At 68.8% G+C, this 26,162-nt stretch carries 25 protein-coding genes; 10 read left to right on the top strand and 15 right to left on the bottom strand.

Going from position 1 to position 26,162, the window contains the following annotated elements; genetic code table 11:
* Positions 1-5: 5 nt before the first annotated feature.
* From ACH4DZ_RS34250 to ACH4DZ_RS34270, 5 genes are all read right to left on the bottom strand, one after another.
* Complete coding sequence (locus ACH4DZ_RS34250; RefSeq protein ID WP_398291801.1) at positions 6-1,658, bottom strand: thiamine pyrophosphate-binding protein; 1,653 nt, start codon at positions 1,656-1,658, stop codon at positions 6-8.
* The gene (locus tag ACH4DZ_RS34255) at positions 1,655-2,725 is read right to left on the bottom strand and encodes an amidohydrolase family protein (RefSeq protein WP_398291803.1); all 1,071 of its coding nucleotides are present in this window, start codon (positions 2,723-2,725) and stop codon (positions 1,655-1,657) included. The genes ACH4DZ_RS34250 and ACH4DZ_RS34255 overlap by 4 nt, the downstream gene beginning before the upstream one ends.
* A 63-nt stretch (positions 2,726-2,788) precedes the next feature.
* Positions 2,789-3,649 (bottom strand): HpcH/HpaI aldolase/citrate lyase family protein, encoded by an 861-nt coding sequence (locus ACH4DZ_RS34260; RefSeq protein WP_398291805.1) that lies wholly within the window; start codon positions 3,647-3,649, stop codon positions 2,789-2,791.
* Positions 3,646-4,365: an SRPBCC domain-containing protein gene (locus tag ACH4DZ_RS34265; RefSeq protein ID WP_398291807.1), complete on the bottom strand. Its 720-nt coding sequence runs from the start codon at positions 4,363-4,365 to the stop codon at positions 3,646-3,648. Before ACH4DZ_RS34265 ends, ACH4DZ_RS34260 begins: the two co-directional genes overlap by 4 nt.
* 106 nt (positions 4,366-4,471) lie before the next feature.
* Positions 4,472-5,266 (bottom strand): ABC transporter ATP-binding protein, encoded by a 795-nt coding sequence (locus ACH4DZ_RS34270; protein WP_398291809.1) that lies wholly within the window; start codon positions 5,264-5,266, stop codon positions 4,472-4,474.
* 828 nt (positions 5,267-6,094) lie between these two features.
* Here ACH4DZ_RS34270 and ACH4DZ_RS34275 point away from each other — a divergent pair.
* Entirely contained in the window at positions 6,095-7,462 is a 1,368-nt protein-coding gene (locus ACH4DZ_RS34275; protein ID WP_398291811.1) for an alpha/beta hydrolase-fold protein, read from the top strand.
* Between the two features lie 92 nt (positions 7,463-7,554).
* Positions 7,555-9,306 (top strand): carboxylesterase/lipase family protein, encoded by a 1,752-nt coding sequence (locus tag ACH4DZ_RS34280; protein ID WP_398291813.1) that lies wholly within the window; start codon positions 7,555-7,557, stop codon positions 9,304-9,306.
* 57 nt (positions 9,307-9,363) lie between these two features.
* Here ACH4DZ_RS34280 and ACH4DZ_RS34285 read toward each other — a convergent pair whose 3' ends face one another.
* Positions 9,364-10,236: a helix-turn-helix domain-containing protein gene (locus ACH4DZ_RS34285; protein ID WP_398291815.1), complete on the bottom strand. Its 873-nt coding sequence runs from the start codon at positions 10,234-10,236 to the stop codon at positions 9,364-9,366.
* A 176-nt stretch (positions 10,237-10,412) separates the two neighbouring features.
* Between ACH4DZ_RS34285 and ACH4DZ_RS34290 the strand changes: the two genes are divergently transcribed.
* Together ACH4DZ_RS34290 and ACH4DZ_RS34295 are read left to right on the top strand one after the other, a co-directional pair.
* Positions 10,413-11,870, top strand: coding sequence for an aldehyde dehydrogenase family protein (locus ACH4DZ_RS34290; RefSeq protein ID WP_398291817.1), 1,458 nt, complete (start codon positions 10,413-10,415; stop codon positions 11,868-11,870).
* Positions 11,871-11,994: 124 nt separating this feature from the next.
* Positions 11,995-12,903, top strand: coding sequence for an SDR family oxidoreductase (locus ACH4DZ_RS34295; RefSeq protein WP_398291818.1), 909 nt, complete (start codon positions 11,995-11,997; stop codon positions 12,901-12,903).
* Between the two features lie 142 nt (positions 12,904-13,045).
* Here the strand turns inward: ACH4DZ_RS34295 and ACH4DZ_RS34300 are convergent, their stop codons facing one another.
* A complete protein-coding gene (locus ACH4DZ_RS34300; RefSeq protein ID WP_398291820.1) occupies positions 13,046-13,726 on the bottom strand; it encodes a nitroreductase family protein in 681 nt (226 codons plus the stop codon).
* 181 nt (positions 13,727-13,907) lie between these two features.
* On the opposite strand from ACH4DZ_RS34300, the gene ACH4DZ_RS34305 reads away from it, so the two are divergent.
* Together ACH4DZ_RS34305 and ACH4DZ_RS34310 are read left to right on the top strand one after the other, a co-directional pair.
* A complete protein-coding gene (locus ACH4DZ_RS34305; protein ID WP_398291822.1) occupies positions 13,908-15,218 on the top strand; it encodes an MFS transporter in 1,311 nt (436 codons plus the stop codon).
* A gap of 10 nt (positions 15,219-15,228) precedes the next feature.
* Entirely contained in the window at positions 15,229-15,801 is a 573-nt protein-coding gene (locus tag ACH4DZ_RS34310; RefSeq protein WP_398291824.1) for a TetR/AcrR family transcriptional regulator, read from the top strand.
* 155 nt (positions 15,802-15,956) lie between these two features.
* Here ACH4DZ_RS34310 and ACH4DZ_RS34315 read toward each other — a convergent pair whose 3' ends face one another.
* Positions 15,957-16,559, bottom strand: a complete 603-nt coding sequence (locus ACH4DZ_RS34315) for a TetR/AcrR family transcriptional regulator (RefSeq protein WP_398291826.1) — start codon at positions 16,557-16,559, stop codon at positions 15,957-15,959.
* Between the two features lie 114 nt (positions 16,560-16,673).
* Here ACH4DZ_RS34315 and ACH4DZ_RS34320 point away from each other — a divergent pair, with 114 nt between their 5' ends.
* Complete coding sequence (locus ACH4DZ_RS34320) at positions 16,674-17,528, top strand: alpha/beta fold hydrolase (RefSeq protein ID WP_398291828.1); 855 nt, start codon at positions 16,674-16,676, stop codon at positions 17,526-17,528.
* A 201-nt stretch (positions 17,529-17,729) separates the two neighbouring features.
* Complete coding sequence (locus ACH4DZ_RS34325; RefSeq protein ID WP_398291829.1) at positions 17,730-18,914, top strand: M20 family metallopeptidase; 1,185 nt, start codon at positions 17,730-17,732, stop codon at positions 18,912-18,914.
* Between the two features lie 153 nt (positions 18,915-19,067).
* Here the strand turns inward: ACH4DZ_RS34325 and ACH4DZ_RS34330 are convergent, their stop codons facing one another.
* On the bottom strand, positions 19,068-19,556 hold the full coding sequence (locus ACH4DZ_RS34330) for a nuclear transport factor 2 family protein (protein ID WP_398291831.1): 489 nt from the start codon (positions 19,554-19,556) through the stop codon (positions 19,068-19,070).
* A 322-nt stretch (positions 19,557-19,878) separates the two neighbouring features.
* Here ACH4DZ_RS34330 and ACH4DZ_RS34335 point away from each other — a divergent pair, with 322 nt between their 5' ends.
* A complete protein-coding gene (locus tag ACH4DZ_RS34335) occupies positions 19,879-20,562 on the top strand; it encodes a TetR/AcrR family transcriptional regulator (protein WP_398291833.1) in 684 nt (227 codons plus the stop codon).
* 102 nt (positions 20,563-20,664) lie between these two features.
* Here ACH4DZ_RS34335 and ACH4DZ_RS34340 read toward each other — a convergent pair whose 3' ends face one another.
* From ACH4DZ_RS34340 to ACH4DZ_RS34365, 6 genes are all read right to left on the bottom strand, one after another.
* The gene (locus ACH4DZ_RS34340; RefSeq protein ID WP_398291835.1) at positions 20,665-21,987 is read right to left on the bottom strand and encodes a cation:dicarboxylate symporter family transporter; all 1,323 of its coding nucleotides are present in this window, start codon (positions 21,985-21,987) and stop codon (positions 20,665-20,667) included.
* Between the two features lie 62 nt (positions 21,988-22,049).
* Complete coding sequence (locus ACH4DZ_RS34345; protein ID WP_398291837.1) at positions 22,050-22,946, bottom strand: hypothetical protein; 897 nt, start codon at positions 22,944-22,946, stop codon at positions 22,050-22,052.
* Positions 22,939-23,805: an amidohydrolase family protein gene (locus ACH4DZ_RS34350; protein WP_398291839.1), complete on the bottom strand. Its 867-nt coding sequence runs from the start codon at positions 23,803-23,805 to the stop codon at positions 22,939-22,941. Before ACH4DZ_RS34350 ends, ACH4DZ_RS34345 begins: the two co-directional genes overlap by 8 nt.
* A 17-nt stretch (positions 23,806-23,822) precedes the next feature.
* Positions 23,823-24,041 (bottom strand): hypothetical protein, encoded by a 219-nt coding sequence (locus tag ACH4DZ_RS34355; RefSeq protein ID WP_398291842.1) that lies wholly within the window; start codon positions 24,039-24,041, stop codon positions 23,823-23,825.
* A gap of 29 nt (positions 24,042-24,070) precedes the next feature.
* A complete protein-coding gene (locus ACH4DZ_RS34360) occupies positions 24,071-25,096 on the bottom strand; it encodes an amidohydrolase family protein (RefSeq protein ID WP_398291844.1) in 1,026 nt (341 codons plus the stop codon).
* Positions 25,097-25,159: 63 nt separating this feature from the next.
* Positions 25,160-25,348 (bottom strand): hypothetical protein, encoded by a 189-nt coding sequence (locus ACH4DZ_RS34365; RefSeq protein WP_398291846.1) that lies wholly within the window; start codon positions 25,346-25,348, stop codon positions 25,160-25,162.
* Positions 25,349-25,400: 52 nt separating this feature from the next.
* On the opposite strand from ACH4DZ_RS34365, the gene ACH4DZ_RS34370 reads away from it, so the two are divergent.
* Positions 25,401-26,066, top strand: coding sequence for a GntR family transcriptional regulator (locus ACH4DZ_RS34370; RefSeq protein ID WP_398292272.1), 666 nt, complete (start codon positions 25,401-25,403; stop codon positions 26,064-26,066).
* The last annotated feature ends 96 nt before the right edge of the window (positions 26,067-26,162 follow it).

Genomic DNA, 26,162 nt, shown 5'->3' on the forward strand with positions numbered 1-26,162 from the left:
GCCGCTCACACGTCCTCGCCGTACTGGATACGGCGGTACGGGGTGCTCAGCACCTCGCGGGTGATGCGGACGTCGATCACGGTGGGCCGGGGGGCCCTCACGTACTCCGCCAGCGCGTCGCGCAGCTCCTGTGCCGTGCGGACCGTGGCCCCGCCGCCTCCCAACGCCTGGGCGACCGCGCCCAGTTCGGGCGTGGAGATGGTCGCCAGGTCCGGGTCGAGCCCCTTCGCCTTCGCCTTGTGGTACTCGGCGCCGAGGCCCTGGTCGTTCATCACGACGACCAGCAGCGGGATGTCGTACCGGCACATCGTCTCGAACTCGGACAGGTGCATGAGGAAGCTGGCGTCGCCCTCCACCACGAATCCGGGCTTGTTGCCCAACGCGACCAGCTGGCCCATGGCGATCAGCGGGGCCTGGCCGATGGCGCCGAACATGCCGTAGTTGGAGAGCACGTCGCGGGAGCGCTGGAAGAGCATGGTGCCGAAGTCGGTCTGGTGGCCGCTGCCCAGTACCAGGCCCATCTCGCCCGGGAGTTCGTGGTCCAGGATCCAGATCGCCTCGCGCGGGTCGAGCCGTCCGGGCTCGTGCACGTACTCCGGTTGCCGGAGCCGGCCGGTCAGGTGCTGCCGGACCTGGTCGGTGTGGAACCCCTCCAGCCGGACTGACCGCTCCTCCAGCACCCTTGCCAGCTCGGTGAGAGCGGTGACCGCGTCGGCCTGCAGGTAGCAGTCCGCCACCCTGCCATTGCCCATCACCAGGTGCGGAGCCGTGTCGATCTGGATGTACTTGGCTTCCGGATAGAGGTAGCCGCTCTCGATGGTGTAGTGGTTGAGGCTGGCGCCCACCGCGATGACGCAGTCGGCCTCCTGGAGCAACTCCATCGACACCTTGTCACCGAACAGGCCCGACAGGCCGACGTGGAAGTCGGTGCGGTCGCACAGCCAGTTCTTCGCCTGCAGCGTGGTCGCCAGCAGGGCTCCGGTCCGTTCCTGGAGGGTGAGGATCTCCTCGCCGGAGTCCGCCCCGCGCGCACCCCGTCCCGCGATGATCACCACGTGTTCGGCGTCCTGGATCAGGTCGCAGGCGGCCTGCACCCTGGAGGGGTCCGGCAGCGGTCGCGGCTTCTCGATCAGGGCGGTGGACGGCACGTAGTTCTCGTCGTAGTCGTCCAGGTCGGCCATCTGGACGTCGAACGGAGCGCTGATCATGACCGGCTTGGACTCGGTCCGTGCCAGGTAGAAGGCGCTTCGCACGGCTTCCTGGGCGTTCTCGGGACGGGTTACGTGGATGAACTCGCACTCGATCGCGGCGGCGAAGCGCCGCTGGTCGAGGTACTGGGTGGCGCTCTCGTCGCCCAGGGCGGTCTCACCGCAGAAGGCGACCAGGGGGGTGCCCGCCCGGCTCGCCACGATCATCGAGGTGGCCAGCTGCGAGACGCCGGGGCCGCTGGTCGTGGTGACCACACCCGGTTGTCCCGCGCCGCGGGCCCAGCCGTCCGCCATACCGAGCCCGGAGCCCTCGTGCCGCACCTCGTACAACCGCACCCCGCGGTCGGCGAGCGCGGCCATCCAGTGCATGTTGGCGTCGCCCATCATGCCGAAGACGTCGCTGGTGCCTTCCTTGACGAACGCCTCGGCCAGTGCTTCGTAGACCTTCACTTCTGGGACTCCTTCACGTTCGCCGCGGCCGTCGCCCGCGCTTTCAGGACGCCGTCGAGCCGTGAGAAGACCCGGAGTGCGTTGCCTCCGTAGACCGCCTGCCGGTCGGTGTCGCTCAGGCTGTCGATGGAGTCGAGGGTGTATTTGGTGTCGTCGAACCGCCGGCCGGTCTCCGGGTCCACGCTGCGGACGGCGCCGATCATCTCCGAGGCGAACAGGACGTTCCGTGCGGGGATGATGTCGAGCAGCAGCTCCATGCCGCGCTTGTGGTACACACAGGTGTCGAAGTAGACGTTGCGCAGGATCGACTCCTCCAGCGGCGGCCGGCCGCGGTCCTGCATCATTCCGCGGTAGCGGCCCCAGTGGTACGGGACGGCGCCGCCGCCGTGCGGCAGGATCAGCTTCAGCGTCGGGAAGTCCTTGAACAGGTCCGACTCGCACAGCTGCATGAACGCCGCGGTGTCGCCGGCGAGGTAGTGGGCGCAGGTGCCCTGCATGGCAGGGTTCCTCGACATCGCGACGTGGACCATCGCGGGGACGTCGAGTTCGGCCATCTTCTCGTAGAGCGGGTAGTAGACCCGGTCCGTCAGCGGCGGCGCCTGGTAGTAGCCGTCCGACGGGTCCGGGTTGAGCAGACAGCCGACGAAGCCCAACTCTTCTACGCAGCGCTCCAGTTCAATGACGGAGTTGCGTACGGAGGCGGCCAGTGCGTCGCCCGGGGACTGCGGCAGCTGACACACGCCCACGAACCGCTCGGGGAAGTGAGCGCACACCCGGGCGATCAGGTCGTTGCTGACGCGCGACCAGTCGAGGCTGGTCCGCTCGTCGCCGTAGTGGTGGGCCATCTTGCCCGCGCCGGGCGAGAAGACCGTCAGGTCGGTGCCGCGCTCGATCTGCAGCTTCAGCTGCCCGTTCTCGATGGCGGTGCGGATCTCGTCGTCGCTGATGCGCAGCTCGTCGGGCGAGACCCGGGCGCCGGACTCCTCGAACTGACTGATCTGCTTCTCCCGCCACACCCCCAGCGCGGGGGGCGCCGTGGTGAAGTGGCCATGGCTGTCGATGATCATGAGGTACTCCGAAACTCGCGGTGCGGTGGTTTCGTGGTGCGCGGCCGGGGCCGGCGGGCCCCGTCAGCCACGGCCGGTCAGCTCCCGGGCCTTGTGCAGGCCGGGGTAGGTGCGCACCGGCGACGACATCAGGAACCGGTAGCCGTCGTCGAGCACCTGCTTGACGTTGTCGGCGGTGACGTGCGGATGGCCCACGGCGATCCCGCGTTCACCGCAGACGTCGAGGATCCGCCGCTTGCACTCCAGGACACGGGGGTGTTCGTACTGGCGGGGGAAGCCGAGTTCCTGGCTCATGTCGCCCTCGCCGATCAGGACCAACCCGATGCCGGGCACCTGGTCGAGGATGTCCGGCAGGTTCTTGATGCCGAGCTGGTCCTCGATCATGAGGCCGACCAGGATCTCCCCGTCCGGGGCGAGCGGCCACACGTCGGCCCTGGCGTAGTACTCGATGTTGGAGATGCCCCAGTAGCGTGTCGCCGCGTGCGGACCGTCCCCGCGCAGGCCGGCGGGCTCGTAGCGGGGAGCGTCGGGCAACCGCGGGTAGCGGCAGGCGGCGACGGCGTTACGGGCTTCCTCCACCGTGGAGATGTGCGGCCAGATGATGCCGAACGCACCGAGGTCGAGCGCCTGCTTGGCATGCCACTGCGCCTTCTCCGCACCATTGGCGGGGATGCGCACGATCGGGGTGACGTCCGGCGCCAGGCTGTCCGCCTCAAAGACCCTGCGCCTGCTCAGCAGGTACTGGAAACTGTCTTTGAGCGCGTTGATGTCCCAGGGCTTGTGCTCCATCTCGAACACCACGGCGTCGTAGTCCGAGTTGCTCAGCTCGATCGCCGACGTCGGATCGGCCGCCGAGAAGGTCGCGAAGACGTGCTGACCGGCGGCCAGGGCGCCGATCACTCTGTTGTGCCTGCCCGTTGTCATCGCCGACCTCCTTGGCCGAGTGCTTCACCGGATGTGTTCTCCGAAGGCCCCGTCGCCTGCGGCTGTGACTGCTGCCGCCCGGGACGCCGTGACCTCCGCCCCGCCCACCACGCCCGTAGGCGGGCGAACAGGCCGGACGGCCGGGGTGGGACCGGACGTGCGCCGACGTCAGGTGCCTCGACCCGCTCGACGGTGGCTGCCACGGCCGGGGCGGGGGAATCCGCCGTGAGTGACTCGGGGGACGCGTCCTCGCGAGGCTCGGCGGTCGGGGCGCACCTTTGGACCAGCTGGTCGGTGAACTCCTTCGTCATTCTGGAGACCACCATCCCCGCGCCCGACTCGATCAACTTGGCGAGCTTGCCGTTGAGTTTGATCTCGCCGTCGCAGAAGACCCGTGAGGTGCCCGGGGTGTCCCCCTCGACGACCCGGAAGGCGGCGCCGGCACTGAAGCGGGTGGCACCCTGCCCATCCGCGCCCCGGGCGGTGAGGCGGCCCTCGTGCGCGGCCTCGTCCAGGTCCAGGGAGACCCGGGCGGCGAACTTGACCCGGAGACCACCGAACCTGATGGCCAGGGTGCCGTCGAAGGACCCGTCGTCGTGGGACGGCCCGAGTTCGGCGCCGCCGATACAGGACACGACGGCCGACGGATCGGAGATGACCTCCCAGACACGTTCGGGAGGACTCGGTACGGGGATGTCTTCCGTGATCGATATCAAAGCTGTGAACCTCACTCGGCGGCGGGCGCGACGTCAGGAAAAAAGGGCATGACGACACAACCGGCTTGGCTACGTGGCGACTTGGTGACAGAGGGGCTGCGCCGAACTACACGGCGGCCTTCCGCTCGGCGGCGAAGAGACCCCAGAGGTCGTTGTAGAGCTCCGAGAACTCCGGTGACTCGACGAGCGAACCGATCTGACGCGGGCGCTCGAAGGGGACCTGGATGACTCGGCGGATCGTGCCGGGGCCCTTGGACATCACGATGACCTCGTCGGCCAGGTAGATGGCCTCGTTGAGGTCGTGCGTGACGAAGATCAGAGTCCCGTTCTGCTCCCGCCAGATGTTGAGCAGTTCCTGTTGGAGCTCAAGGCGGGTGATGGCGTCGAGCGGCCCGAACGGCTCGTCCATCAGCACGATGGACGGGTTGTAGATCAGCGCTCGCGCTATCGCGCAGCGCTTCTGCATACCGCCCGACAGCTCCCGGGGGAAGTGGTTCTCGAAGCCGGTCAGGCCGACGAGCTCGATCCAGTGCGCGACGCGCTCCTCGCGTTCCTCCTTGGGAACCTTGCGGAACTTCAGCGCCAGGCCGATGTTGGCCTGGACACTCAGCCAGGGCAACAGGTGGGACTGCTGCGTCACGTAGGCCGCATCGGAGTTCACGGCGGTGACCAGTTCGCCGGCGTAGTGGACCTGCCCCTGGGTGGGAGTGAGCAGTCCGGCGGCCAGATTGAGGATGGTGCTCTTCCCGCACCCGCTGGGTCCGATCACGGCTACGACTCTGCCGCGATCGACCTTGAACGACACGTCCTCGATCGCCGGTCGGTGAGTGCCGGGGAACTCCAGTGTGACGTGGTCGAGACGGAGAGCCTCCGGGTGGGAGTTGCGCTGTGTGGTCGACATATCTGTCTCCTCGACCCCTTCCTCGCAAGAGACGAATCGGGGGCCGTGCGCTCGCGCCTTTGGCGGCGTTCGTGGGTGACGGTTCCGTGACAGGTGGTGCGTCCGATGCACGCGAACAGGCATCTAGGTCGGGTGGACTCTCCTGCTGATGCAGTTGTCTGCGACACTGCGAGCCGCCAGGATTGTCCGACAACCAGTGATGGGAACGTAACACCGCCTCCAAGGGGGCACAAGAAGTGTGCAGGAAGAACCTGGCATTCACAGGAACCCCGAGTCGCCTCGACGAAGGACTGTCGGACAAAAGCGAGCGTTGACACGGCGCGACGCATCCTTCACCCGGGGTGGCGACACGAGGACCTGGGCGGGCCTCCGCCCCCGGGAAGAACTCCCGCCCAGCCGGCGCCGTCAGGTACGCAACCGACCAACGACCGGACCGGCACGGCGATCCCGGTCCCCGCCGAACCCGAGAGCAACCTCGTCGTCTGATCCCCCCACCAGCCGAACATTGTCCAATAATCCGGCCGAGTCGAAGTGTTGGGTTTCCGGGATCTCCATGTTCTTGCTGCACGCATCTTGCCGGTACGAGTCGCGGGGGTTACGTTCCCTGCAGCTCTTGTCCGACAATCTCAGCCCTGGGCCACACTCGGGCTGAGCCTGTCGGCAGAGGAGTCAGGCCCCGCGGGGGCGGGGCGTCGGCAGGTGAGGTGGCGGCGCTCGCCCTCGCCGCGGCGCTTCACCTTGCAGTCATGAGCCGACGACCCCGGCCGCCCCTCACGTTCGCTCCTTCTTGTCCCCCACTCCCGTCCACCCTTTGGGAGACCAGCCGCCATGCCCCACTCCTGCGTACGTCGCGGCACCACACTGGTCCTGCGCGTCGTCGCGGTCCTGACGGCCGCCTTTCTCCTCACCGCGGGCAGCGGTGCCGTACCCGCCGACAGGACGCCCGGAGGCACTTCCCGCCTCTCCCCGCAGGTCGTCCACACCGGCACCGGGCCCACCGGCTACCGGGTCACCTTCCGCTACAGGGACCCGGGCGCCGACCGCGTACAGATCAAGGGCGAGTGGTACTTCGCCGATCCGTACGAGCTGTCCGCGCTCACCACCGACGACGGCACCGCCCTGGAAAGCCCCGGCACGCCGCCCTCCCGCTGGCAGCCCGGTGACATCCCGCTCGCCCACCCCAACTCCCCCGCCGCCAACTGGCCGGTCGTCGACATGAAGAAGGGGCACGACGGCGTGTGGACGTACAGCACTCCGCTGCCGTCCGGAGTTTTCACGTACTCCTTCTACGTCGACTGCGCCGACGACACCCAGACCACCTGCGCCGCCGTCTCGGACCCGGCCAACCCGCCGTGGAACGAGAAGAACGGCAAGGTCTCCGGGACCACCGAGCGCACCAGCCAGGTGTACGTCCCCTCGGACCCGTCGTTCGGAACCGTCGGCCACACCGAGCAGGGCCCGAGTGCCACGGGCAGGCACGGCAAGCTGACCCACATCACCTACGCGGCCCCGACGTCCGTCACACCGCCCGGCGAGAACTACCTCTCCGTCTACACCCCGCCGGGCTACGACCCCGGCCGCACGAAGCCGTACCCCACCCTCTACCTCTTCAGCGGCGACGCCAACGAGATGGACTGGAGCACGCAGGGCGACGCGGGCCACATTCTCGACAACCTCATCGCCACCGGCCAGGTCCCCCCGATGGTCGTCGTCATGCCCAACACGGCCGGCTTCCCCGACTCCGCCGGCTACGCGTCCTTCGACCAGAACCTCACCGACACACTCGTCCCGTACGTGGAGTCCCGCTACCGGGTGTCCACCGCCGCCACCGACCGCGCCGCCGCCGGCCTCGGCTACGGGGCGTCCCTGACCAACTCGCTGCTCTTCGGGCACACCGCCGAGTTCGGCTCGTACGGCGTCTTCAGCCCGGGCCGGCGCGGCACCTACACGCTGCCCGACGCGTCGTCCCTCACCGGCACCCAGGTCGCCGCGCTCAGGAACGCGCGGATCCTTGTCGGCGGCGGATGGCAGGACCCGAGCCACGACTACCACGCCGACGAGGTCTCCCTGCTGACCGGCCTCGGTGTCCCGGTGACGCCCGGCTTCGTCAACGGCGGCCACAGCTGGTCCGTGTGGCGCCTCGACCTCGCGGACTTCCTCACGCGTACCGCTTTCTTCCCTCCCACGGCAGGGTGAACCGGCCCGACCCGGTTCACACGGCTCGCGCAACCCGGTGCGCGCGGCCGACCCCAGCCGTCATCCGCCCATCCAGTGATCGGGAGATCCGAATGACCGTGCCAGACAGCCACCGTCGCAGCTCCGCGGACCCGGCGCCGCACCGAAGGGACTTCCTCGGACGCGCCGCGGGCATCGCCGCGGGCGCCGTCCTGCTCAACGCCGTCGGCGCGCAGTCCTCGTGGGCCGCGGAGTCGTCCGGGAAGTCGCCCGCGGAGTCGCCCAGGGAATCGTTCGGGGACAAGCCGGTGCGGACCTCGTCCGGCCTCGTCTCCGGTGTACCCGCCGCAGCGTCCGGAGTCACCGTCTTCAAGGGGCTTCCCTACGCCTCCTCCACCGCCGGCAGGAACCGGTGGCGGCCGCCGCAGCCTGCGCCGTCCTGGACAGGCGTCCGCGTGGCCGACACGTTCGGCGACGCACCCCCGCAGGCGTCGAGCACCCTCTCGATGAGCGAGGACTGCCTCAACCTGAACATCTGGACCGGCGCCAGGAACAGCGTCGAGCGGCGCCCGGTGTACGTATGGCTCTACGGAGGCGGATTCTCCGCCGGAAGCGGCTCCGACCCCAGCTTCGACGGCTCGGTCCTGGCGAGCAAGGGCGTCGTCGTGGTGAACATCAACTACCGCCTCGGTGCCCTGGGTTTCCTCGCCACCCCCGAGCTGAGCGAGGAGTCCCGGCAGGGTGTGTCGGGCAACTACGGCCTGCTCGACCAGATCGCGGCCCTGAAGTGGGTCCGGCGCAACATCGCCGCGTTCGGCGGCGACCCGCGCCACGTCACCGTGGGCGGCCAGTCCGCCGGCGCCGGCTCCACGGACATGCTGTCCATGTCCCCGCTCGCCACCGGCCTCTTCCAGCGCTCCATAGCCGAGAGTCAGGTCCGTTCTCCGAGTGATCCCGAACTGCGCTACCTCGGCGTGTCGCTCCGCACCATGGACACCGCCCTCCAGCAGGGTCCCGCCTACGGCGCGACGAAGGGCGCGACCACCCTGAAGCAGTTGCGCGCCCTGCCGTGGCAGGACTTCACGGACGGCGCCGCACTCAAGGACGAGACGGTCGACACCAAGTCCGTCGCCAAGCCACCGCTCTTCAGGCCCGTCGTCGACGGCTGGGTGCTGCCCGCCGGCTACCGGGAGACCTACGACGCCCGTGCGCAGAACGACGTCTGGTACCTGGCGGGCAACAATCTCGACGAGAGCGGTGCCGTGCCGGAGACCGCCTTCGAGTACTGGCGCCGGACCGGCTACCCGGACCGCCCCGGCGCCCCTCCCGTCCACGTCACCCTCGACGACTACGAGAGCGCCGCGCGGCGGAAGTTCGGCACGATGGCCGACGAGTTCCTGCGGCTCTACCCGGCCGGTACGGACGACGAGGCGGCCCTGGCCGGCAACGACGCGGTGCGCGACAACTCCCGGGTCTCGACGTATCTGTGGGGCACCGAGTGGACCAAGGGCGCCGACCGGCCGGTGTACACCTACTTCTGGACGCACCGCCCGCCGGGCCCCGACCATGACATCCGGGGCGCCTACCACGGCTCCGAGATCGTCTACTTCTTCGGCAACCTCAACCCGGACACCCAGGGGTGGACCGACCAGGACCGCAGCATCGCCGACACCATGTCCTCCTACCTGGCGAACTACATCGCCACCGGAAACCCGAACGGTCCCGGTCTGCCCAGGTGGCCCGCCTACAGTCCCGGCTCACCGACCGTGATGGAGGTCGGCGAGCACTACGGGCCGATGCGGGTGGCCTCCCCCGAGAAGCTGGACTTCTGGAAGCGGTACTTCGCCACGCAGGACGCCTGGTAGTAGGGCTCCCGGGCCGGCGACGACATCTCCCGTCGCCGGTCCGATGCCCGCACCCTGCTACGGCACCGGCCGCCCCGTCTCGCGCAGCGGGGCGCGTGTGGCGGTGACTCTGAGGAAGTCGAGTTGTTCCGCGGAGGGTGTGCCGGCGGCCGCGGTGTAGGCGACGATCCTGAGGTCCGATCCGGGCACGGTGAGGATGTCGCAGTCGAGGGTGATGTCTCCGACGGAGGGGTGGGTGACGGTCTTGCGGTCGTGGCCGAGTGCGCCCGCGACGCCCTGCGACCAGAGCTGCGCGAAGCGGGGGCTGCGCGCGGTGCATTCCTGGATGAGTCCGCGCAGGCGGGGGTCGTCCGGGAAGGTGCCCTGTGCGGTACGCAGGTCGGCGACGAGAGCGGCTTCCAGGGCTTCCCGGCCGCGTTCGGACCGAGGCAGACGGCCGGAAACGAGCTCGGGCAGGAACGTCTCGCGCACCAGGTTGCGCTGGTCCGCGGGGGGCTGGGCGGGCTCTCCGAACAGTGCGGCCCACAGCCCGGTGCACGTGATGAGTGTCCAGTCCGCGGCGAAGACGCCCAGCGCCTGCTCGGTGAGGGCGGCGAGCAGGCGCTGCACGCTGGGCGGGATGTGGGTGGAGATGCGCCCGGATCCCGGCAGGGGAAGATGTGCGAGGCGGTAGAGGTGATCCCGTTCGGACACCTCCAGGTGCAGTGCGCGGGCCAGTGCCGCGGCGACCTGTTCGGAGGGGCGGCTGGCGCGTCCCTGTTCCAGGCGGACGAGGTAGTCCACGGAGAGTCCGGCGAGTGCGGCGAGCTCCTCGCGGCGCAGGCCCGCGGCCCGGCGTCTGCCCATGGCCGGCAGACCCACGTCGGCAGGTGCGAGCCGGTCGCGCCAACGACGCAGTGCTGTGCCCAGCTGGTTCTGTTCCTCGGTCACCGTTCCAGTATCACCGCCCGGCCCGAAGTGAGGGTGGTACTGCCATTCCTACCGTTGTCTGTTGCACTGGTTGCGGCCCTCGGGCCGGTCGACAGTACTCGTAGCAGGCCATACCGCTCGACCTCCTGGATACGAGCGAGCGGTTGCGTGCCGTCCGCTACGAGAGGTTGAGGTCAATGTCTGAACACACGCCCGCCCGGAACCTGATCGGTGGAGAGTGGAGCGAGTCCGGCTCCGTGCACGAGTCGGTCAACCCCTCCACCGGCGAGGTCGTCGGCACGTACGTCTCGGCGGGCCGCGCGGAGGCCGAGGCCGCGATCGCCGCGGCACGTACCGCCTTCGACACCACCGGCTGGTCCCGTGATCCGGCGCTGCGCTCCCGGGCCCTGTTCGAGCTGGCCGACCGGATCGCCGAACGCATCCCCGCCCTGAGCCGGACCCTGACCCGGGAGAACGGCAAGCGACTGGACGAAACGGCCTGGGAGGCCGCGATCTCCGTCGACTGGCTGCGCTACAGCGCCGCGTCCGCGCTCACCCAGGTGGCCGGCCGGGCCGCCGAGCCGACGCCGGGCCAGTACTTCTACTCGACACCCGAGGCGATGGGGGTCGCCGGCATCATCTCGCCGTGGAACTCCCCGCTGTGCCTGACGGTGCGTGCCCTCGGTCCGGCGGTCGGCGCGGGCTGCACGACGGTGGTGAAGCTGCCCGGACAGACCGCCCTGACCAACTCGCTGCTCGCCGAGGCCGTCGCCGCCACCGAATCCCTGCCCCCGGGTGTGGTCAACATCCTCACCGAGGCGGGCAACGAGGTGGCACCGTCGCTGGTCGAATCGGTGGACGTGGATGTGCTCAGTTACACCGGCAGCACCCACGTCGGCCGGCTCATCGCCGCCGCGGCCGCACCGACGCTCAAGCGGCTCAACCTCGAACTGGGCGGCAAGACCCCGCTGATCGTCTTCGAGGACGCCGACCTGGACGCCGTAGTCCCGCAGTTGGTGATGGCGTCCATCCTGATGAACGGGCAGTTCTGCTGTACCGGCTCGCGCGTGCTCGTGCAGCGTGGCATCGCCGATGAACTGCGCACGCGGCTGGCCGCGGCGCTGGAGGCGGTCAGGGTCGGGCCCGCCGAGGATCCCTCCACCCAGCTCGGTCCACTGATCGACGGGGCCGCCGTCACACGGGTCGACAGCATCGTCGAGGAAGCCACCTCCTATGCCAAGGTCATCGTCAGGGGCGGGCCGGTCACCGACCCCGCGCTGGCGGGCGGCGCGTTCTTCCGTCCGGCGCTGCTGGAGGTGGAGCGGCTCGATGTCCCCCTGGTGCAGCAGGAGGTCTTCGGTCCGGTCCAGACCTTCGAAATCTTCGAGGACGAGGCCGACGCGATCCAGCGGGCGAACGCCACCGACTTCGGCCTGGCCGCCGCGCTGTACACCCACGACGACTTCCGGGCCCGCCGGGTCGGACGCGAGCTCCGGTTCGGCGGGATGTGGGTCAACACATGGGGCTCGATGTCCGAGCACTTCGAGCAGGGCGGCTTCAAGCAGAGCGGAATCGGTGTGCTGTGCGGCCCCTCGGCCATCGGCGAGTTCCAGAACATCAAAACCTACGCCACCGCCGTGCCGCGACAGCACTGAGGACCGCGGCCGACGAGGCCGCCCCACATCCCGGCTCAGCGCGCCGGTCAGGACCGCGGCGCTCCCGCCGACGGTCCTGACCGGCCTGAGCCACCGTTCGTACCAGTTCTCCCAGGAGCACATCGTGTCCAAGAAATCACCGCAGACTCAGGAAATCGTCATCGTGACCGGGGCGTCGACCGGGATGGGCGCGGCCACCGCGCGGGAGATGGCCCGCCGCGGATTCCATGTCCTCGCCGGCGTGCGCCGCGACAGCGACGGCAAGGCCCTCCTCGCCGCCGGCGTCGAGCCGGTGATCCTCGACATCACGAACCAGGAGCACATCGCGGCACTGGTGGCACGCATCGACGGCGACCCGCACCACCGCGCCGTGCGGGCGCTGATCAACAACGCCGGCCTCCCCTGCGCCGGACCGGTCGAAGTGGTGCCGCTCGACGAATGGCGGCGCGTGTTCGAGGTGAATGTCTTCGGGACCGTCGCGCTCACCCAGGCTCTGCTTCCCGCACTGGTGCGCAGCAAAGGCCGCGTCGTCAACATCAGCTCGATGAACGGCAAAGTGTCCATGGCCGGCTACGGCGTGTACGCCAGCAGCAAGCACGCGGTGGAGGCGCTGAGCGATGCCCTGCGCAACGAACTGGCCCCGTACGGCGTGCAGGTGGTGATCGTGGAACCGGGCGGCGTCAAGACCGAGATGGCCCGCGTCGGACTTTCGGGCCTGAGCGACCTCACCTCGCGGATGACCCCGGAGCAGAACGAGCGCTACGGCGCCTTGACGCAGGCAATTCCCTCTCACGTCGCCGCGTTCACCGAGGCCGGTGCGACCTCCGACACCGCGGCCCGGAAGATCGCCAAGGCCGCAACCGACCGCAAGCCTCGCACTCGCTACACCATCGGCGCGATGACCGCCTTCCTCATCCGCGCCTCCAGCCTCCTGCCCGACCGGGTGTTCGACCGGATGACCATGTCCGATCTGCGCAAGCACTACCCGGACAAGGGCAAGTCCGGCCGGACCACCGCGGGGCGTCACGCGTAGCTGGTCGGGCCCGGTGTGTGTGCCAGGAGGCCCGATACCGGGCCGGCGGCGTCGGGGGAAACGCCCGGCGCCGAAGTCCAGCATCGAAAGCCTTCTGTCCGCCCGGTTCACCACAGCCAACGGTCGCACCGCTGGAGTGGCCCTACCAGCGGTTCCAGTGGGTGAAATTGCTGTCGTCGACCCGCGGAGCCTGCTTGAAGTCGGTGCCGATCGTGTGGGCGACGGGGGTCAGCGCCACCTGGACGGTGGTGTCGAACGGCAGGCCCAGCAGGTCGGCCATCTCCCGTTCATAGGCGAGGTGGCCGATGGTCCAGCACGTGCCGAGGCCGCGTTCCCGCGCGGCGAGCATGAAGCTCCAGGTCGCGGGGAGCACCGAGCCCCACGTGTTCGCCTGCCCGTGGACCGTGCCGAGTTCGGCGCGGGTGGCGACCCGCACCACCGGGATCATCAGCACCGGCACCTCGTGCAGATGCTCGATCAGGTGGCCGAGGCTCCCCCGGATCCGTGCCCACTCCGCCGAGGCGAAGCTTCCCCTGGTCGGGATCGGCAGGCCGTGGTGCTCGTAGGGGTTGCCGGCCGAGAGCCCGGCGCGCCAGAGGTCGGCCATTTCCTTCTTCGTCGCGGGATCGTCGACGAAGACGAAGTCCCATTGCTGCTGGTTGCGGCCGGTCGGAGCCTGGGTGGCGATCTTCACGGCTTCCTGGATCAGCTCCCGCGGAACGGGCCGGGTCAGGTCAAGGCGCCTGCGAACCGCGCGCGTGGTGGTGAGTACCTGGTCGGCGGTGAGACCCAGAGCCTGCTGCGCCGGATTGCTGTCGTTCACTGTGCTGCTCCCAGTCGGAATTGGCGGGCGGCGGCATTGGCCGGCGCGGCGACACGCGACGACCACCGACCTGGCGAGGACCAGGGTGGCCGGGCGCCTGCGCGCTGCCGGCGCGTTTCGCGTGGTGCCCCGCAGCGCGCAGCCCCCCGGGCGCCCGCCGTTCGCACCGTCGGCCGTCTTCATGCTGCTGCAGCAACCATACAGACCTGTCTGTCTGTATGGTTTGATCGCCGCTATGAAAACGGTTGAAGGCGGCGCGAGCGACGGGCAAGCGAAGCGCGGGCGCGTAGAGGCCGATGCCTGCGCGGTGCCATACGCACGACCGGACAGCCCTCGCAGACGGCTGGCCACCCTGGTTCTAGCCGGCTCGGTGGTCGTCGCGTTCCTCGCTGCGGCCAACGCCACCAGCCCCCTCTACCAGCGCTACGAGGCCGCCTGGCACGCGAGCCCACTGATCGGAACGATCGCGTTCGCGTCCTACGCGGTGGCCGTGCTTGTCGGGCTCCTGTGGCTCAGCCGACTGCCGACCGTGTTCGGACGGCGCCGGGTGTTGTTCACGGCGATCTGCGGTCAGATCATCGCCCTGTCGCTGTTCGCGATCGCCGGTTCGTTCTCGCTCATCGTGGTCGGGCGCATCGTGCAGGGGCTCGCTTCGGGCGCCGCGTTCGGCGCGCTGTCGGCGATGATGATCGAGGCCGACGCGGAGCGGGGGACGATCGCGAGCGCGGCTTCGCCAGGGGCGGGCAGCGGAGCGGGGGCGCTGCTGAGCGGGCTGGTCGTCCAGTTCCTGCCCGGCCCGACGCACACCGTCTACCTGATCCTCACCGCCGTCCTGGCCGCGCAGGCCTTGATCGTTCTGCGGATCGTCCCCGAGGACAGTCGGCGCCCGGCTTCGCCGAACGTGCCGCGCCCGCGGGTGGCGGCCCCCGCCCCCGCGCGCGCGGTGTTCTTCGCCGCCGCGCCCGTCGTCTTCGCGGTGTGGGGGCTTTCCGGGTTCTATGCCGCGCTGAGTCCGGCTGTGTACACGACCCTGTCGGGCAGTGGTGCCGTCTGGCCGACGGCATTGCCGCTGTTCATCCTCGTGGGGTCCGGCTCGCTCAGCACGGTCGTCCTGCGGCGCGTGGCGGGTCCCGCTCTCACGGTCACGGGCGCGGTGAGCACCCTCGTCGGCCTCGGTGTGACCGTCGCCGCGGTCGAACTGGGGAGCATCGGACTGTACCTGGCGGCCAGCGCGGTCGCCGGCGTCGGCTTCGGCACGGGGTTCCAGGGGCCGATCCGCAGCTTGGTGCCGCTCGCGACCGACGACGAGCGACCGGCCCTGTTGTCCGCGGTGTTCATTGTCGCGTACGGCGGCCTGGGGATCACCGCGGTCGTTGCGGGGGCTCTGGTGAGCGCGGGCGCCTCGCTGGCCGCGGTCACCGTGGAGCTGGCCATCGCGCTCGCCGTTCTCACCTCGATCGCCCTTTGCACGATGCTGCGGGCCGGGCGTTAGGGTGCGATACGTGACCACCGACGCCCCCGCGACCCCGTATGAACGGCTGTTGGCCGCCGCGACCGAGCTCTTCTACCGAGAGGGGGTGCACACGGTCGGGATCGATCGAGTCATCGCCCGGGCCGGGGTCGCCAAGGCGAGCCTCTACAGCAGCTTCGGCTCCAAGGAAGCGCTGATCGCCGCATATCTGGAGGTCCGCCATCGTGCGATGCGCGAACGCGTCGAGCGGGCGATCGACGGTCGGCGCTCTCCGCGCGACCGGTTGCTCGCGGTCTTCGACGTCCAGATCATGCTCGCCGGCGATTCCGAGTACCGGGGCTGTGCGTTCGCCAACGCGACCGCCGAGGCCCATGCCGTGAGCGCGGACGAGGTCTCCGACGCATACCGCGGTTGGCTGCGGGGGACCTTCACGGCACTCGCGTCGCAGGCCGGCGCCGTGGATGCGGAAACCCTCGGCCGCCAGTTGCATCTGCTCTGGGACGGCGCCGCACAGTCGGCGCGGATGGATCGCGACGGGCACGGCGCGTGGGCGGCGAGGGCCGCCGCCGCCGCGCTGCTCGACGCGGCGCAGCCGACAGACTGATCCGCGGGGATGGCGCTGCGGCGGCCACGGCCTCGGCCGGGCGGCCCATGCACGACCGCGGGCCGGGGCGCGGTAGGCCGTAGGCGGTAGGCGGTAGGCGCACCGATATGCGGTCTGTGATGCGCCGGCGGATCCTGCGGGAACGGTTGAACCGGTCACAGCTTGTCCAGCAGGCTCACCGCCATGGCGCGGGCGTGCCGCAGACGGCTGTCGTCGCCTTCCAGACCGGCACGTGTCATGGCTCCCTCCAAGAGGAAGGCCAGGTGCTCCGCCATGGTTCGAGCGGCGTCGGGACGGTCGGGCAGCAGTGCCGCGATGTGCCCGGCCATCAGGCGCTCGACTTCCTCTTTCTGCCGGCGCACCAGGGCGCGCCCCGCGTCCCCGGCTGGCATTTCCGCAGCGGCGTTGAGCAGTCCGCAGCCACGGAAGCCGTCCTCGTAGTCGGAGGCGGCACTGTCGATGTAGGTGTCGAAGACGGCCAGCACGCCGTCGCGAGAGCTTTCGGCCCGCCCGAGGCGCGAACGGTAGTGCGCCAGCCATTCCTCGTGCCGGGCTTCCAGGTAGGCGCGGACGAGGTCGGCCTTGGAGGAGAAGTTGTTGTAGAGGCTCATCTTCGCCACACCGGCCTCGGCGGTGATCGTGTCGATGCCCGTCGCTGTCACACCGTCGCTGTAGAAACGCCGTGCCGCGGCTGCCAGAACACGCTCACGGGCCGGCCGCCGTCTCCCGGCTGCCGGTATCCGCTCCAGCTCACTCATCGCAAACTCCCATGCACTAGGTAGACTAGTCTACCTAGTTAAGAGTCGAAGCGGATGGGCACCAAGTGTCGGCGCGTGCTGCCCGTCCGACGTCAGCAACCTGAGGAAGAGCCCATGACCCTCTTGACCGACAGCCTCATCGTCGACGGAGTGCGCCTGGCCTACCGGGACCGTGGGCAAGGCGAGCCCGTGATCTTCATCCATGGCACTCCTTCACACTCTTACGAGTGGCGCCAGGTCGTACCGCACATCGAGGCGACCGGCTTCCGGGCCGTCACCTACGACCTGCTGGGATACGGCCTCTCCGAGCGGCCGGTGGACCGTGACACCTCCGTCGCCGCGCAGACGAACCTCCTGGAACACCTCCTCGACGCGCTGGACATCGACCAGGCCAGCATCGTCGCTCACGACATCGGCGGCGCCATCGGGCAGCGCTTCGCTGTCGCCCACCCCGAGCGCGTGCGGCGTCTGATGATCGTCGACTCGGTCAGCTACGACTCCTGGCCGTCCTCGACCTGGCGGAAGATCATCGACGAGAACCTGGACGACTTCACGAGCATGTCGCAGGACGCCTTCAACACCCTGCTGACCCGGCAGCTCAAGATGACTGTCGCCGACGAGTCGCTCATGACCGGAGATGTCCTCCAGGCCTACCTGGCTCCCCACCAGTCGGCGCCCGGCCGCGTCTCCTTCTTCGAGCACCAAGTGCGCCACTACGACTCGAAGTACACCGAGGAGATCAGCGACCAGCTCGGGCGCCTGACCATGCCCGTGCGCATCCTGTGGGGTGAGGAGGACCGGTGGCAGCCCCTGCACTACGCGAAGAGGCTCAGCGGCGACATCCCGGACGCAGACCTCGTCGTCGTCCCCAAGGCCGGCCATTTCGTCATGGAGGACGCCCCCGAACGTGTCGTCCATGAGATCAACGACTTCCTCGGTACCCCGGCCCCGGTAACCGCACACGGGTGACCTACCAACCCACCCGCGGCAGCGGTGGGCCCCGTTCTGCTCAGCTGACGCGCCAGCCGAGTCGGGAGGCCGGAGGTGCGGTGTGCTCGCTCGGCAAAGCGTCCGACAGCGCGGGACGCGCCGCTCCAGCCAATGGGCAGGGGCCACCTGTGTCCGATTGGCCCTTTGGGGAGAGGTTGAACGTGGGCCACTGTCCGCCTCATGGACCACGTTCAACGCGGAACCGAGACATTCAGCTCGGCTGAGGCGGCCGAACTCGTCGCACTCACGCGGGCCTTGATCCGGATCGACACCGTCAACCCACCTGGCAACGAGAGCGCGGTGGCGCGGCTGCTCCTCGATCGCGCGCTCGACTGGGGCCTGGAGGGTGAGATCGTCGAGTTGTCCGAGACACGGGCGAACCTGCAACTGCGACTCCCCGGCGGCACCGGTCAGCCGGCGCTCATGTATTGCGGGCATTTCGACACCGTGCCGCTCGGCGGCGCCCCATGGACGCACGATGCTCACGGCTCCTATCTCAGCCCCGAAGGCGTTCTGTGGGGTCGTGGCGCGGTCGACATGAACGGCGGCGTCGCGGCGATGGTGTGCGGTATGGCGGCGCTCGCGCGCAGGTCAGCGCGATTTCCCGCCGAGATCCGGTTCCTGGGCACGGTCGGTGAGGAAGTCGACTGCGCAGGCGCCCGTGCCGCACTCGACCAGGGTGCGATGGACGGTGTCGGCCGACTCGTCATCGCCGAGCCGACCGACATGGAACTCGTCGTCGCTCACAAGGGTGCGCTGTTCCTGGAGTTGACGGCGCGAGGGCGTGCGGCGCACGCGGCGATGGCCGAGCAAGGAGTCAATGCCATCAGCCACATGATGCGTCTGCTCGAACGCGTCGAACGACTGGACTTCGGAGTCGGCGAGTACCCGCTGCTGGGCCGCCCGACCGTCACCGTCGGGACGATCACCGGCGGGTCGGTCGTCAACATCGTTCCTGACCGCTGTGTGGCGCAGGTCGACATCCGGACGACACCCGCCGTCGATCACGAGACGCTCCTCCAGACGCTCGCTCACCTTGTTGACGCTCATCGTGTGGACGGTGTCGAGCTGGAGTTGCGCGTGACCGGGGATTACCCGCCCGTCGGGACCGCACCCGATGACCCGCTGGTGACAGCCGCCGACCGCGTGTTGCGTACGCTCGGCGACGACGCGCCGCACAAGACGGCTGTCAGCTATTTCTCCGACGGCTCGATCCTCCAGCCGCCGACCGGCCTTCCAACGCTGCTGTGCGGTCCGGGCGACCCGAATCTCGCCCATCAGACCGACGAGCGGGTCGATGTCGCACAACTCATCCACGCCGCACGCTTCTTCTCCGAGCTTCCCTACGAGGTGTTCCGACAGTGAGGGCGCCGCCGCCTTACGCCGTCACGTATCGGTCCTCTGCACGACGAACAGGGGGCGTCGGCCGTCCGAGCACCCTTACCCGTCCGGCTTGGAGGAAATAACGCCCAAAACTCTGGCCACTCCCACGATCGACCGACTCCCGCACCACGCTGGTCAGTTGTTCTCGCCTCGGTCCAGCGTGCTGCCCAGTACTTTCGGATTGCCCTGCGTCCAGGTGCCATTGACCCTCCGCCGGGTGATCCGCCAGCCGTCGGGCGTGCGGGTGAGCCGGTCGGCGTACCTGCCTCCGATGAGGAACTGGTCGCCGCCCGCAGTGCCCGTACGGACGTGCTGGGCCAAGAAGTAGGCCGTCGCCTCGGCGGTATCGCCGTCGATGACGGTCTCGATGTTGGTGACCAGGTGCTGCGTGATGTCCAGCGGTGCCAGGAACGTCTGGTAGCCGACGAGCATGCTGTCCAGTCCGGCGGCCTGGCCGGTGGCGAAGTCGCCCACGGCTCCGGGAACGAAGCAGGTGGCCAGCAGGTCCCAGTTGCGGGTGTCCATCGCGCGGGCGAGCCGGTGCAGAACCTGGGCGATCCGTGCCTCGTCGCGAACCGGGTCGGCCGGCGCGTCAGCAAGGGTGTGGGTGTGAGAAGTCGACATGTGCGTAGTCCTGTCCGTGTCTTCTTGTTCGTCTGCTTCAGGTGTGGGGCGCGCAATGGGCCGCTGCGTGCGGCGGTGGAGCAGGGCGAGTGGCCGGTGATGATCCACTGGCTGTCACCGTCCGAGAAGCCCAGATCCGTCCGGGCCGCGGGGAGGACGATGTTTCGCCGCCGCGCCGGGCGTTTCACGTTGCAGAGCAGCAGCCTCCATGACCGCCACCATAAACGAAACTGAACAGTACCGGAACTACCAAGTACCGGAACTGTGCTGTTTCGGAACTGGCTGGTACGCTGCCCGAGTCGTCGGAGTGAGGGCGTTACGCATGTCAGGAGCAGCAGCCTCGGCCAGTGGCGCCGACGGGACCGCGTCGGAACGCCTTGCCCCGCGGCTCGGGCGCAAAAGGGACCACACCCGCGACGCGGAGATCCTCAAGGCCACGCTCGACGTCCTTGCCGAGACCGGATATGAAGCCATGACGATCGATATGGTCGCCACCCGTGCCAAGGCAGGGAAGGCCACCATCTACCGGCGGTGGGACACCAAAGGGCACTTGGTGCTCGACGCGGTCTCCTCAATGAGGGACACCGCGCTGTCCCTCGACCGGCTGCCGGACACGGGGTCGCTGCGCGGCGACATGATCGCGATGATCAACCCGCACTGGCTCGGAGAGAGCGAACAGCGCATCAAGATCCTGTCGAGCCTGATGTCCTTGCTGTACCGCACCCCCGAACTCGCCGCGGCCGTCGACGTCGCGCTCGTCGAACCATCCGCCGCCGCCTACCGGCAACTCATGGCGCGCGCCGCCGAACGCGGCGAAATCCCGGCGAGCACGGACATCGACACCCTCGCGCTGGTCATCCCGTCCATGAGCGCGTACCGCGTGATGTTCATGCGTGGATGCGCGGACCGGAGATTCCACGAAGCTCTGGTCGACGAAGTGGTGCTGCCCGCACTCGGCATCCGTACCTCGCAGGGCGCCACGGATCAGCGGTTCCGACACAGGTAGGACAAGCAGGGCATGACTTTGCGCAGGCCATGTCGGGCTGGACCAGGAGACCGTGGGGCGGCTCAGGTCGACTCGCGGGAGCCCGCGCACATGGCCTCCGCGCTACGCGGCCCGGTAGCCGGCGTCGAGCTGCGTGCGCAGTCGTTCCCAGTCGATCGCCTTCTCCCATTTGCCTATGACCAGGGTGGCCACGCAGTTTCCGGCGATGTTGGTGAAGACGAAGGCGGCCGAGAGGATGCTGTGCACACCGAGGACCAGAGCGATGCTGCTGACGGGGATCGTATGGGTCGCACTGAGCGTCAGGGCCAGCACTGCGATCGCGGAACCGGACACCCCGGCACCGCCCTTGGAGGTGAGCAGCAGCACCAGCAGGAGACCGAGCTGAGCCGTCCAGCTCAAATCCGTTCCGGTGGCCTGACCGAGGAAGACGGACACCGCGGCGAAGTACAGACACGTGCCGTCGTGGTTGAAGCTGTAGGCCGTGGGCAGCACGAGGCCCACCACGGGTTCGTCCACGCCGAGGTTCTTCAGCTTGGCCGTCAGCTGGGGGAACACGCTCTCCGACGAACTGGTGCCCAGCACCAGCACCAGTTCCGCACGGAAGTAGCGCATCAGCTTCAGCAGGCTCACCCCCGCGTACCGCGAGACCGGCCACAGGACCAGCACGAAGAACAGAACGACGATCAGGTAGAACACCGCCACCAGCCGCCCGAGGGAGAGCAGGGTTCCCAGACCGTACTCGGACACGGTGTAGCCGATGGCGCCGAACGCCGCCGCCGGAGCGATGCGCATCACCTTGCGGATGATCCAGAAGAGCGCCTGCTGCACCGTCGCCACCATGTCGAGCACCGGCTGTGCCTTCTCGCCGACGGAAGCGAGCCCACAGGCGAAGAGCACGGAGAAGACCAGTACTTGAAGGATGCTGCTCTCGGCGAAGGCCTGCACCGCGGAGGTCGGCACCAGACCTACGAGGAAGGCGTCGAAGCCCTCCGACTTCGCCGGCGCGGTGGCAGAGGCGTCGGCGTGCAGGGACGACGGATCGATGTGCATGCCGGAACCCGGCTTGAGCACGTTGACCACGACGAGGGCGATCACGAGGGCGATCGTGGTGATGACCTCGAAGTAGACCAGGGACCGGATCGCGATACGGCCGACCTTGCCCAGATCGCGCACGCCGGCGATGCCGTGCGTCACCGTACAGAAGATGATCAGGCCGACGACCATCTGGATCAGGTGGATGAAGATGTCACCGAGGAACTGCACATGCTGTCCGACCGAGGGCGCGAACGCGCCCACGAGCACGCCCAGCGCGACTCCGACGAGCACCTGGAAGGCCAGGTCGCGATAGAACGGCGGACGTTGTTTTCTGTTCTGCGGGGAAGGGCCCGTCTCGGCGGGGGCGCCCAGGGAAGTGGTGTCGCTCATCGTTTCCGGTTTCTCCGTTGAATGTCCGGTACCTGTCGGGGAGGAGTCAGGGGTCGCGCTCCTCAGTCCGCGTCGCTTCCGAGCACCTCCCTGGCCGGGCCGAAGACCTCTTCCGGGCTGAGTCGCCGGGGCAGCAGCCGCTGGGCGACGCAGGCGTCGATCACCGTCTCCAGGGGCCCTCGCAGGTTGTCGTATCCGAAGATCGTCGGATGCGGCACACCGTCGGGACGCTGCACGCAGGCATCCGCGCGTCGCAGCAGCGCGTAGCCCTCCCGGACGGCGGAGGCGTTCTCGCGGCACGTCGAGCGGGCCGCGACCACCATGTGGTTGATCGGCATGAAGCCGTGCTTCTGCCACCACTGCTCGTCGCGGGCCGCGGCGTCGGGGACGACGGGAACGAACTCGTCACCCTCGGGGAGGTCGTTGCCGAGGACGACCGCGTCGACGTGCCCCTCGCGCAGCATGTCGGGGAGCCCCGCGGTGCCCGGGTCGCGTGTGACGAACTCCGGGTCCGTGTACTCGGCAACGTGTGCGCCCTCGCGGGTCGTCCAGCGGATGTCCTGAGCGGCCAGACCGTAGTCCTCCGCGAGATGCGCGCGCACCCACATTCCGGTGGTCTGCGTGAACGACCGCACCCCGACGCGCTTCCCCTTAAGCTCCTCGGGCCGCACAGGACGCGAGGCGTGGGCGACAAGACGGTCGCGCTGGAAACGGGCGGCCACCACGGCGGGCAGCAACACCACGGGACGGCCGTACGCGATGGCTTGCAGCGCGGTCACGACGGCCAGTTCGCAGAGGTCGTAGGCCTCTTCCCGCACCATCGGCGCGAACGCCCGGTGAATGGGCGAGACGTCGAGGAGGTCCAGGCCCATCCGCGCACTGCCGACGTCGCCGTTCTTCAGCGGGGCCGTGTGCGGATAGTTGCCGAGGACTGTGCGGAGCACGGGGAGTTCAGCCACGGGATCCTCCCGCCATCGCGAAGGCGGGGTAGAACGAGGCAGCGGTTTTACCGAGGATCATCTCCCGGTCGGCCTCCGGCAGGCTCGAAACCGCCTCCCGTGCCTGTGCCAGGAGGCCGGCCGGAGTGCCCTCCGCCGCGGGGAAGTTGGAGCCCCACGCGATACGGTCCGCTCCGTACGCCGCGACCAGGTCCGCCAGGAACTCGGCGCGGACGGACGCGCCCTCCGCGGCCGCCGCCAGCGCCCGGTGCGTGAGCTTGAGATGGACTCCGGGGAAGGCCGCCATGTCGAACAGGTCCTGAGCGTGCCGATAGGGGCGGCCGTCGGACAGGTCGGGGCGGGCGCAGTGGTCCAGGAGTACACGCACCCCGGGGAATCGTTTCAGCAGTTCCCGGAGGGCGGGCAGTCCCTGGACCGTCATCTGCAGACAGACCGGTATGTCGTGTTCTTCCGCGTAGGCCCAGGCGGGGTGGGAGTCCTCGTGGCCCAGCCACTCCGCCTGGCCGGGCATCGTGGTGCCCGTGGTGAACAGCCGGAATCCGGAGAGCCCCTCGGCCTGCCAGTGCCTGATGCGCTCGACGGCGTCCGGCGCCAGGGCGTCGATCGAGTACACGCCGATGAACCGGTCGGGATGAGCCCGCACCGCCTCGACGACGTAGCGGTTGTCGTGGCCGTAGACCGTCGAGGCCTGGACCACCACCGCCTTGGCGATCCCGGCGTCGTCCAGCGCCTGGACGAGTCCGTCGATGTCCACCGGGTGAGCCTGCGACCAGGCGGACCGCCGTCCGCCGATCGGGTCGGGCGGATAGCGCTCGCTGTCGGTCGAGATGACGTGGGTGTGGCTGTCGATCACCAACATGAAGGTTCCGTGTTCTTTCAGTCGTCGTGACACAGGCCAGGGACCTGCAACTCGTGACGCATCAGGTGGATGTCCAGGCCGACCGAGCCGGCAGCCGGTCGCCGATGCCTGCTCTCTTCCGAGGATTCGCGCGGTTCGTCGGCCTCGGCGGTCCCGGCGGTACGAGCGGTACGGACGGTATGGGCGGCTTTCGCGGCTGGTGCGACGACCACGCCGTCGGCCTCGGCGAGCACCACATCCCGCCGGCGTATCGCAGGCCTACGGGTCAGAGGCCGGCCTTGCGCAGGCGCGCGTCGAGCCGGGGATAGACAATGCGGGCGTTGCCCTCCTCGATCGCCGCGAGGTCCGCGGAAGAGAGGCCCGCTTTCTCGACGTAACGGCGGGTGTCGTCGAAGTGGTGCCCGGTGGCCGGGTCGACACCGCGCACCGCCCCGATCATCTCCGAGCCGAAGAGCACGTTGGTGCGAGGTATCACCTCAAGCAGCAGGTCGATGCCGGGCTGGTGGTAGACGCACGTGTCGAAGAAGACGTTGTTCAGCAGATGCTCGGTCAGCTCCGGTTTGCCGAGTGCCTGCGCCAGGCCGCGGAAGCGTCCCCAGTGGTAGGGCACCGCGCCGCCACCGTGCGGGATGACGAGCCGCAGGGTGGGGAAGTCGGCGAACAGGTCCCCTTGGATCAACTGCATGACGGCGGTGGTGTCCGCGTTGAGGTAGTGCGCGCCGGTGGTGTGGAACGCGCGGTTCTCACTGGTGCTCACGTGCACCATCACCGGCACGTCGAGTTCGACGATCTTCTCGTAGAGCGGATACCAGGAGCGGTCGGTCAGCGGCGGTGCGGTCCAGTGGCCCCCGGAGGGATCGGGGTTGAGGTTGACCGCGACGGCGCCGAGTTCCTCGACCGCGCGGACCAGCTCGGGGATACAGGACGCCGGGTCGACGCCGGGCGACTGCGGCAGCATCGCGGCCGGGGCGAACCGCTCGGGAAACAACTCGCCGACCCGGGCGCACAAGTCGTTGCAGACCCGGGCCCAGGCGGCCGAGACGGCGAAGTCGCCGATGTGGTGCGCCATGAACGAGGCGCGCGGGGAGAAGACCGTCAGATCGATGCCTCGCTCGTCCATCTGGCGTAGCTGGTTGGACCCGATGGTTTCCCTGATCTCGTCGTCGCCGATGCCGGGGCCCGCGCTCTGCGGCGCTGTGTCGCCGCTGGTCAGGGCCCGAATCTGGCGATCGCGCCACTCCCCCAGCGCCGGTGGCGCGGTGGTGTAGTGGCCGTGGCAGTCGATGATCAACGCGGCTCCCTTCCGCTCGGCTGTCGTAGTCCGAACGACTCGGAGTACGCACGAAACGGGACGCTAACCCGGTGCCGCACCACGGTCAATCATTTTGTCAGCAATATTTTCAGCGATCCTACTGAAGATGTGGCCGGGGCGGGTGCCGAGGCTCTCCGGCGCTTCGCTCACAGGCCCATGGCGCACCAGGGTTGCAACATGTTCACTGAAAATATCGCTGGTGATATCGTCGAAAACTGTGTCGGCGATCAAGACAAGTGGGCAGCCGGCAGCGGGCAATCCACGAGAGAGGGAACAGCAGCGGGTGACCAGTACGCAGATCAGGGGGGCGGCCGCGCGGCTTCACGTCGCCACGCACATCCGGCAGGCCCTGGGGGTCGGCGACCTCCTGCCGGGACAGCGGCTAGTAGTGCAGGACCTGGCCGACCAACTGGGGGTGACCCGCAGCTCCGTGCGAGAAGCTCTGTTCGACCTCGCCTCGGACGACCTGGTGGAGCTGGTGCCCAACCGCGGCGCCAGCATCAGGGTGGTCTCGGTCGAGGAGGCCATCCAGATCACCGAGTGCCGCTCCGTGCTGGAGCGGTTGTGCGCGCGCAAAGCGGCCGCACATGCGAGTGAAGCGCAGCGTGCTGAGCTGACCGAGGTGGGCGCGCAGCTGCGTGCGGCGGTCGCCGAGGAGGACTTCCACGCCTACTCCGCACTCAACCGAAGGCTTCACGACCTTGTCATCGAGTTCAGCGGCCAGGTGATCGCAAAACGTCAGCTCGAACGACTCAACGTACAGATGGTGCGCTTCCAGTTCCGTCTCGCACTGCGGTCCGGACGCCCGCAGGAGTCACTGCCTCAGCTCCTGTCCATCATCGACGCCGTCACCGCCGGCGACCCCGACGCCGCCGATGCGGCCGCCGAGGCTCAGCTGGCCAGCGTGATCGATCAACTGCGCCTGACCGAGAGGCTGCCGTTGCCCTGAGCTCGGCTTCGGGGTCCGGTGAACTGGTCACGACGGCGCCGCCGACAGCGGGCTTGAAATTGTCACCGCACCTAGGGCCCGTCTGACAATTCCCGC

The sequence above is a fragment of the Streptomyces sp. NPDC017991 genome (assembly GCF_044328075.1).
Classification (GTDB): Bacteria; Actinomycetota; Actinomycetes; order Streptomycetales; family Streptomycetaceae; genus Streptomyces.

Coding starts and splice junctions, on each gene's coding strand:
- ACH4DZ_RS34340 (WP_398291835.1), bottom strand. CDS start 21,987: ATGAGCGACACCACTTCCCTGGGCGCCCCCGCCGAGACGGGCCCTTCC.
- ACH4DZ_RS34325 (WP_398291829.1), top strand. CDS start 17,730: ATGGACCACGTTCAACGCGGAACCGAGACATTCAGCTCGGCTGAGGCG.
- ACH4DZ_RS34270 (WP_398291809.1), bottom strand. CDS start 5,266: ATGTCGACCACACAGCGCAACTCCCACCCGGAGGCTCTCCGTCTCGAC.
- ACH4DZ_RS34275 (WP_398291811.1), top strand. CDS start 6,095: ATGCCCCACTCCTGCGTACGTCGCGGCACCACACTGGTCCTGCGCGTC.
- ACH4DZ_RS34315 (WP_398291826.1), bottom strand. CDS start 16,559: ATGAGTGAGCTGGAGCGGATACCGGCAGCCGGGAGACGGCGGCCGGCC.
- ACH4DZ_RS34330 (WP_398291831.1), bottom strand. CDS start 19,556: ATGTCGACTTCTCACACCCACACCCTTGCTGACGCGCCGGCCGACCCG.
- ACH4DZ_RS34350 (WP_398291839.1), bottom strand. CDS start 23,805: ATGTTGGTGATCGACAGCCACACCCACGTCATCTCGACCGACAGCGAG.
- ACH4DZ_RS34320 (WP_398291828.1), top strand. CDS start 16,674: ATGACCCTCTTGACCGACAGCCTCATCGTCGACGGAGTGCGCCTGGCC.
- ACH4DZ_RS34305 (WP_398291822.1), top strand. CDS start 13,908: ATGCTGCTGCAGCAACCATACAGACCTGTCTGTCTGTATGGTTTGATC.
- ACH4DZ_RS34290 (WP_398291817.1), top strand. CDS start 10,413: ATGTCTGAACACACGCCCGCCCGGAACCTGATCGGTGGAGAGTGGAGC.
- ACH4DZ_RS34335 (WP_398291833.1), top strand. CDS start 19,879: ATGTCAGGAGCAGCAGCCTCGGCCAGTGGCGCCGACGGGACCGCGTCG.
- ACH4DZ_RS34280 (WP_398291813.1), top strand. CDS start 7,555: ATGACCGTGCCAGACAGCCACCGTCGCAGCTCCGCGGACCCGGCGCCG.
- ACH4DZ_RS34260 (WP_398291805.1), bottom strand. CDS start 3,649: ATGACAACGGGCAGGCACAACAGAGTGATCGGCGCCCTGGCCGCCGGT.
- ACH4DZ_RS34255 (WP_398291803.1), bottom strand. CDS start 2,725: ATGATCATCGACAGCCATGGCCACTTCACCACGGCGCCCCCCGCGCTG.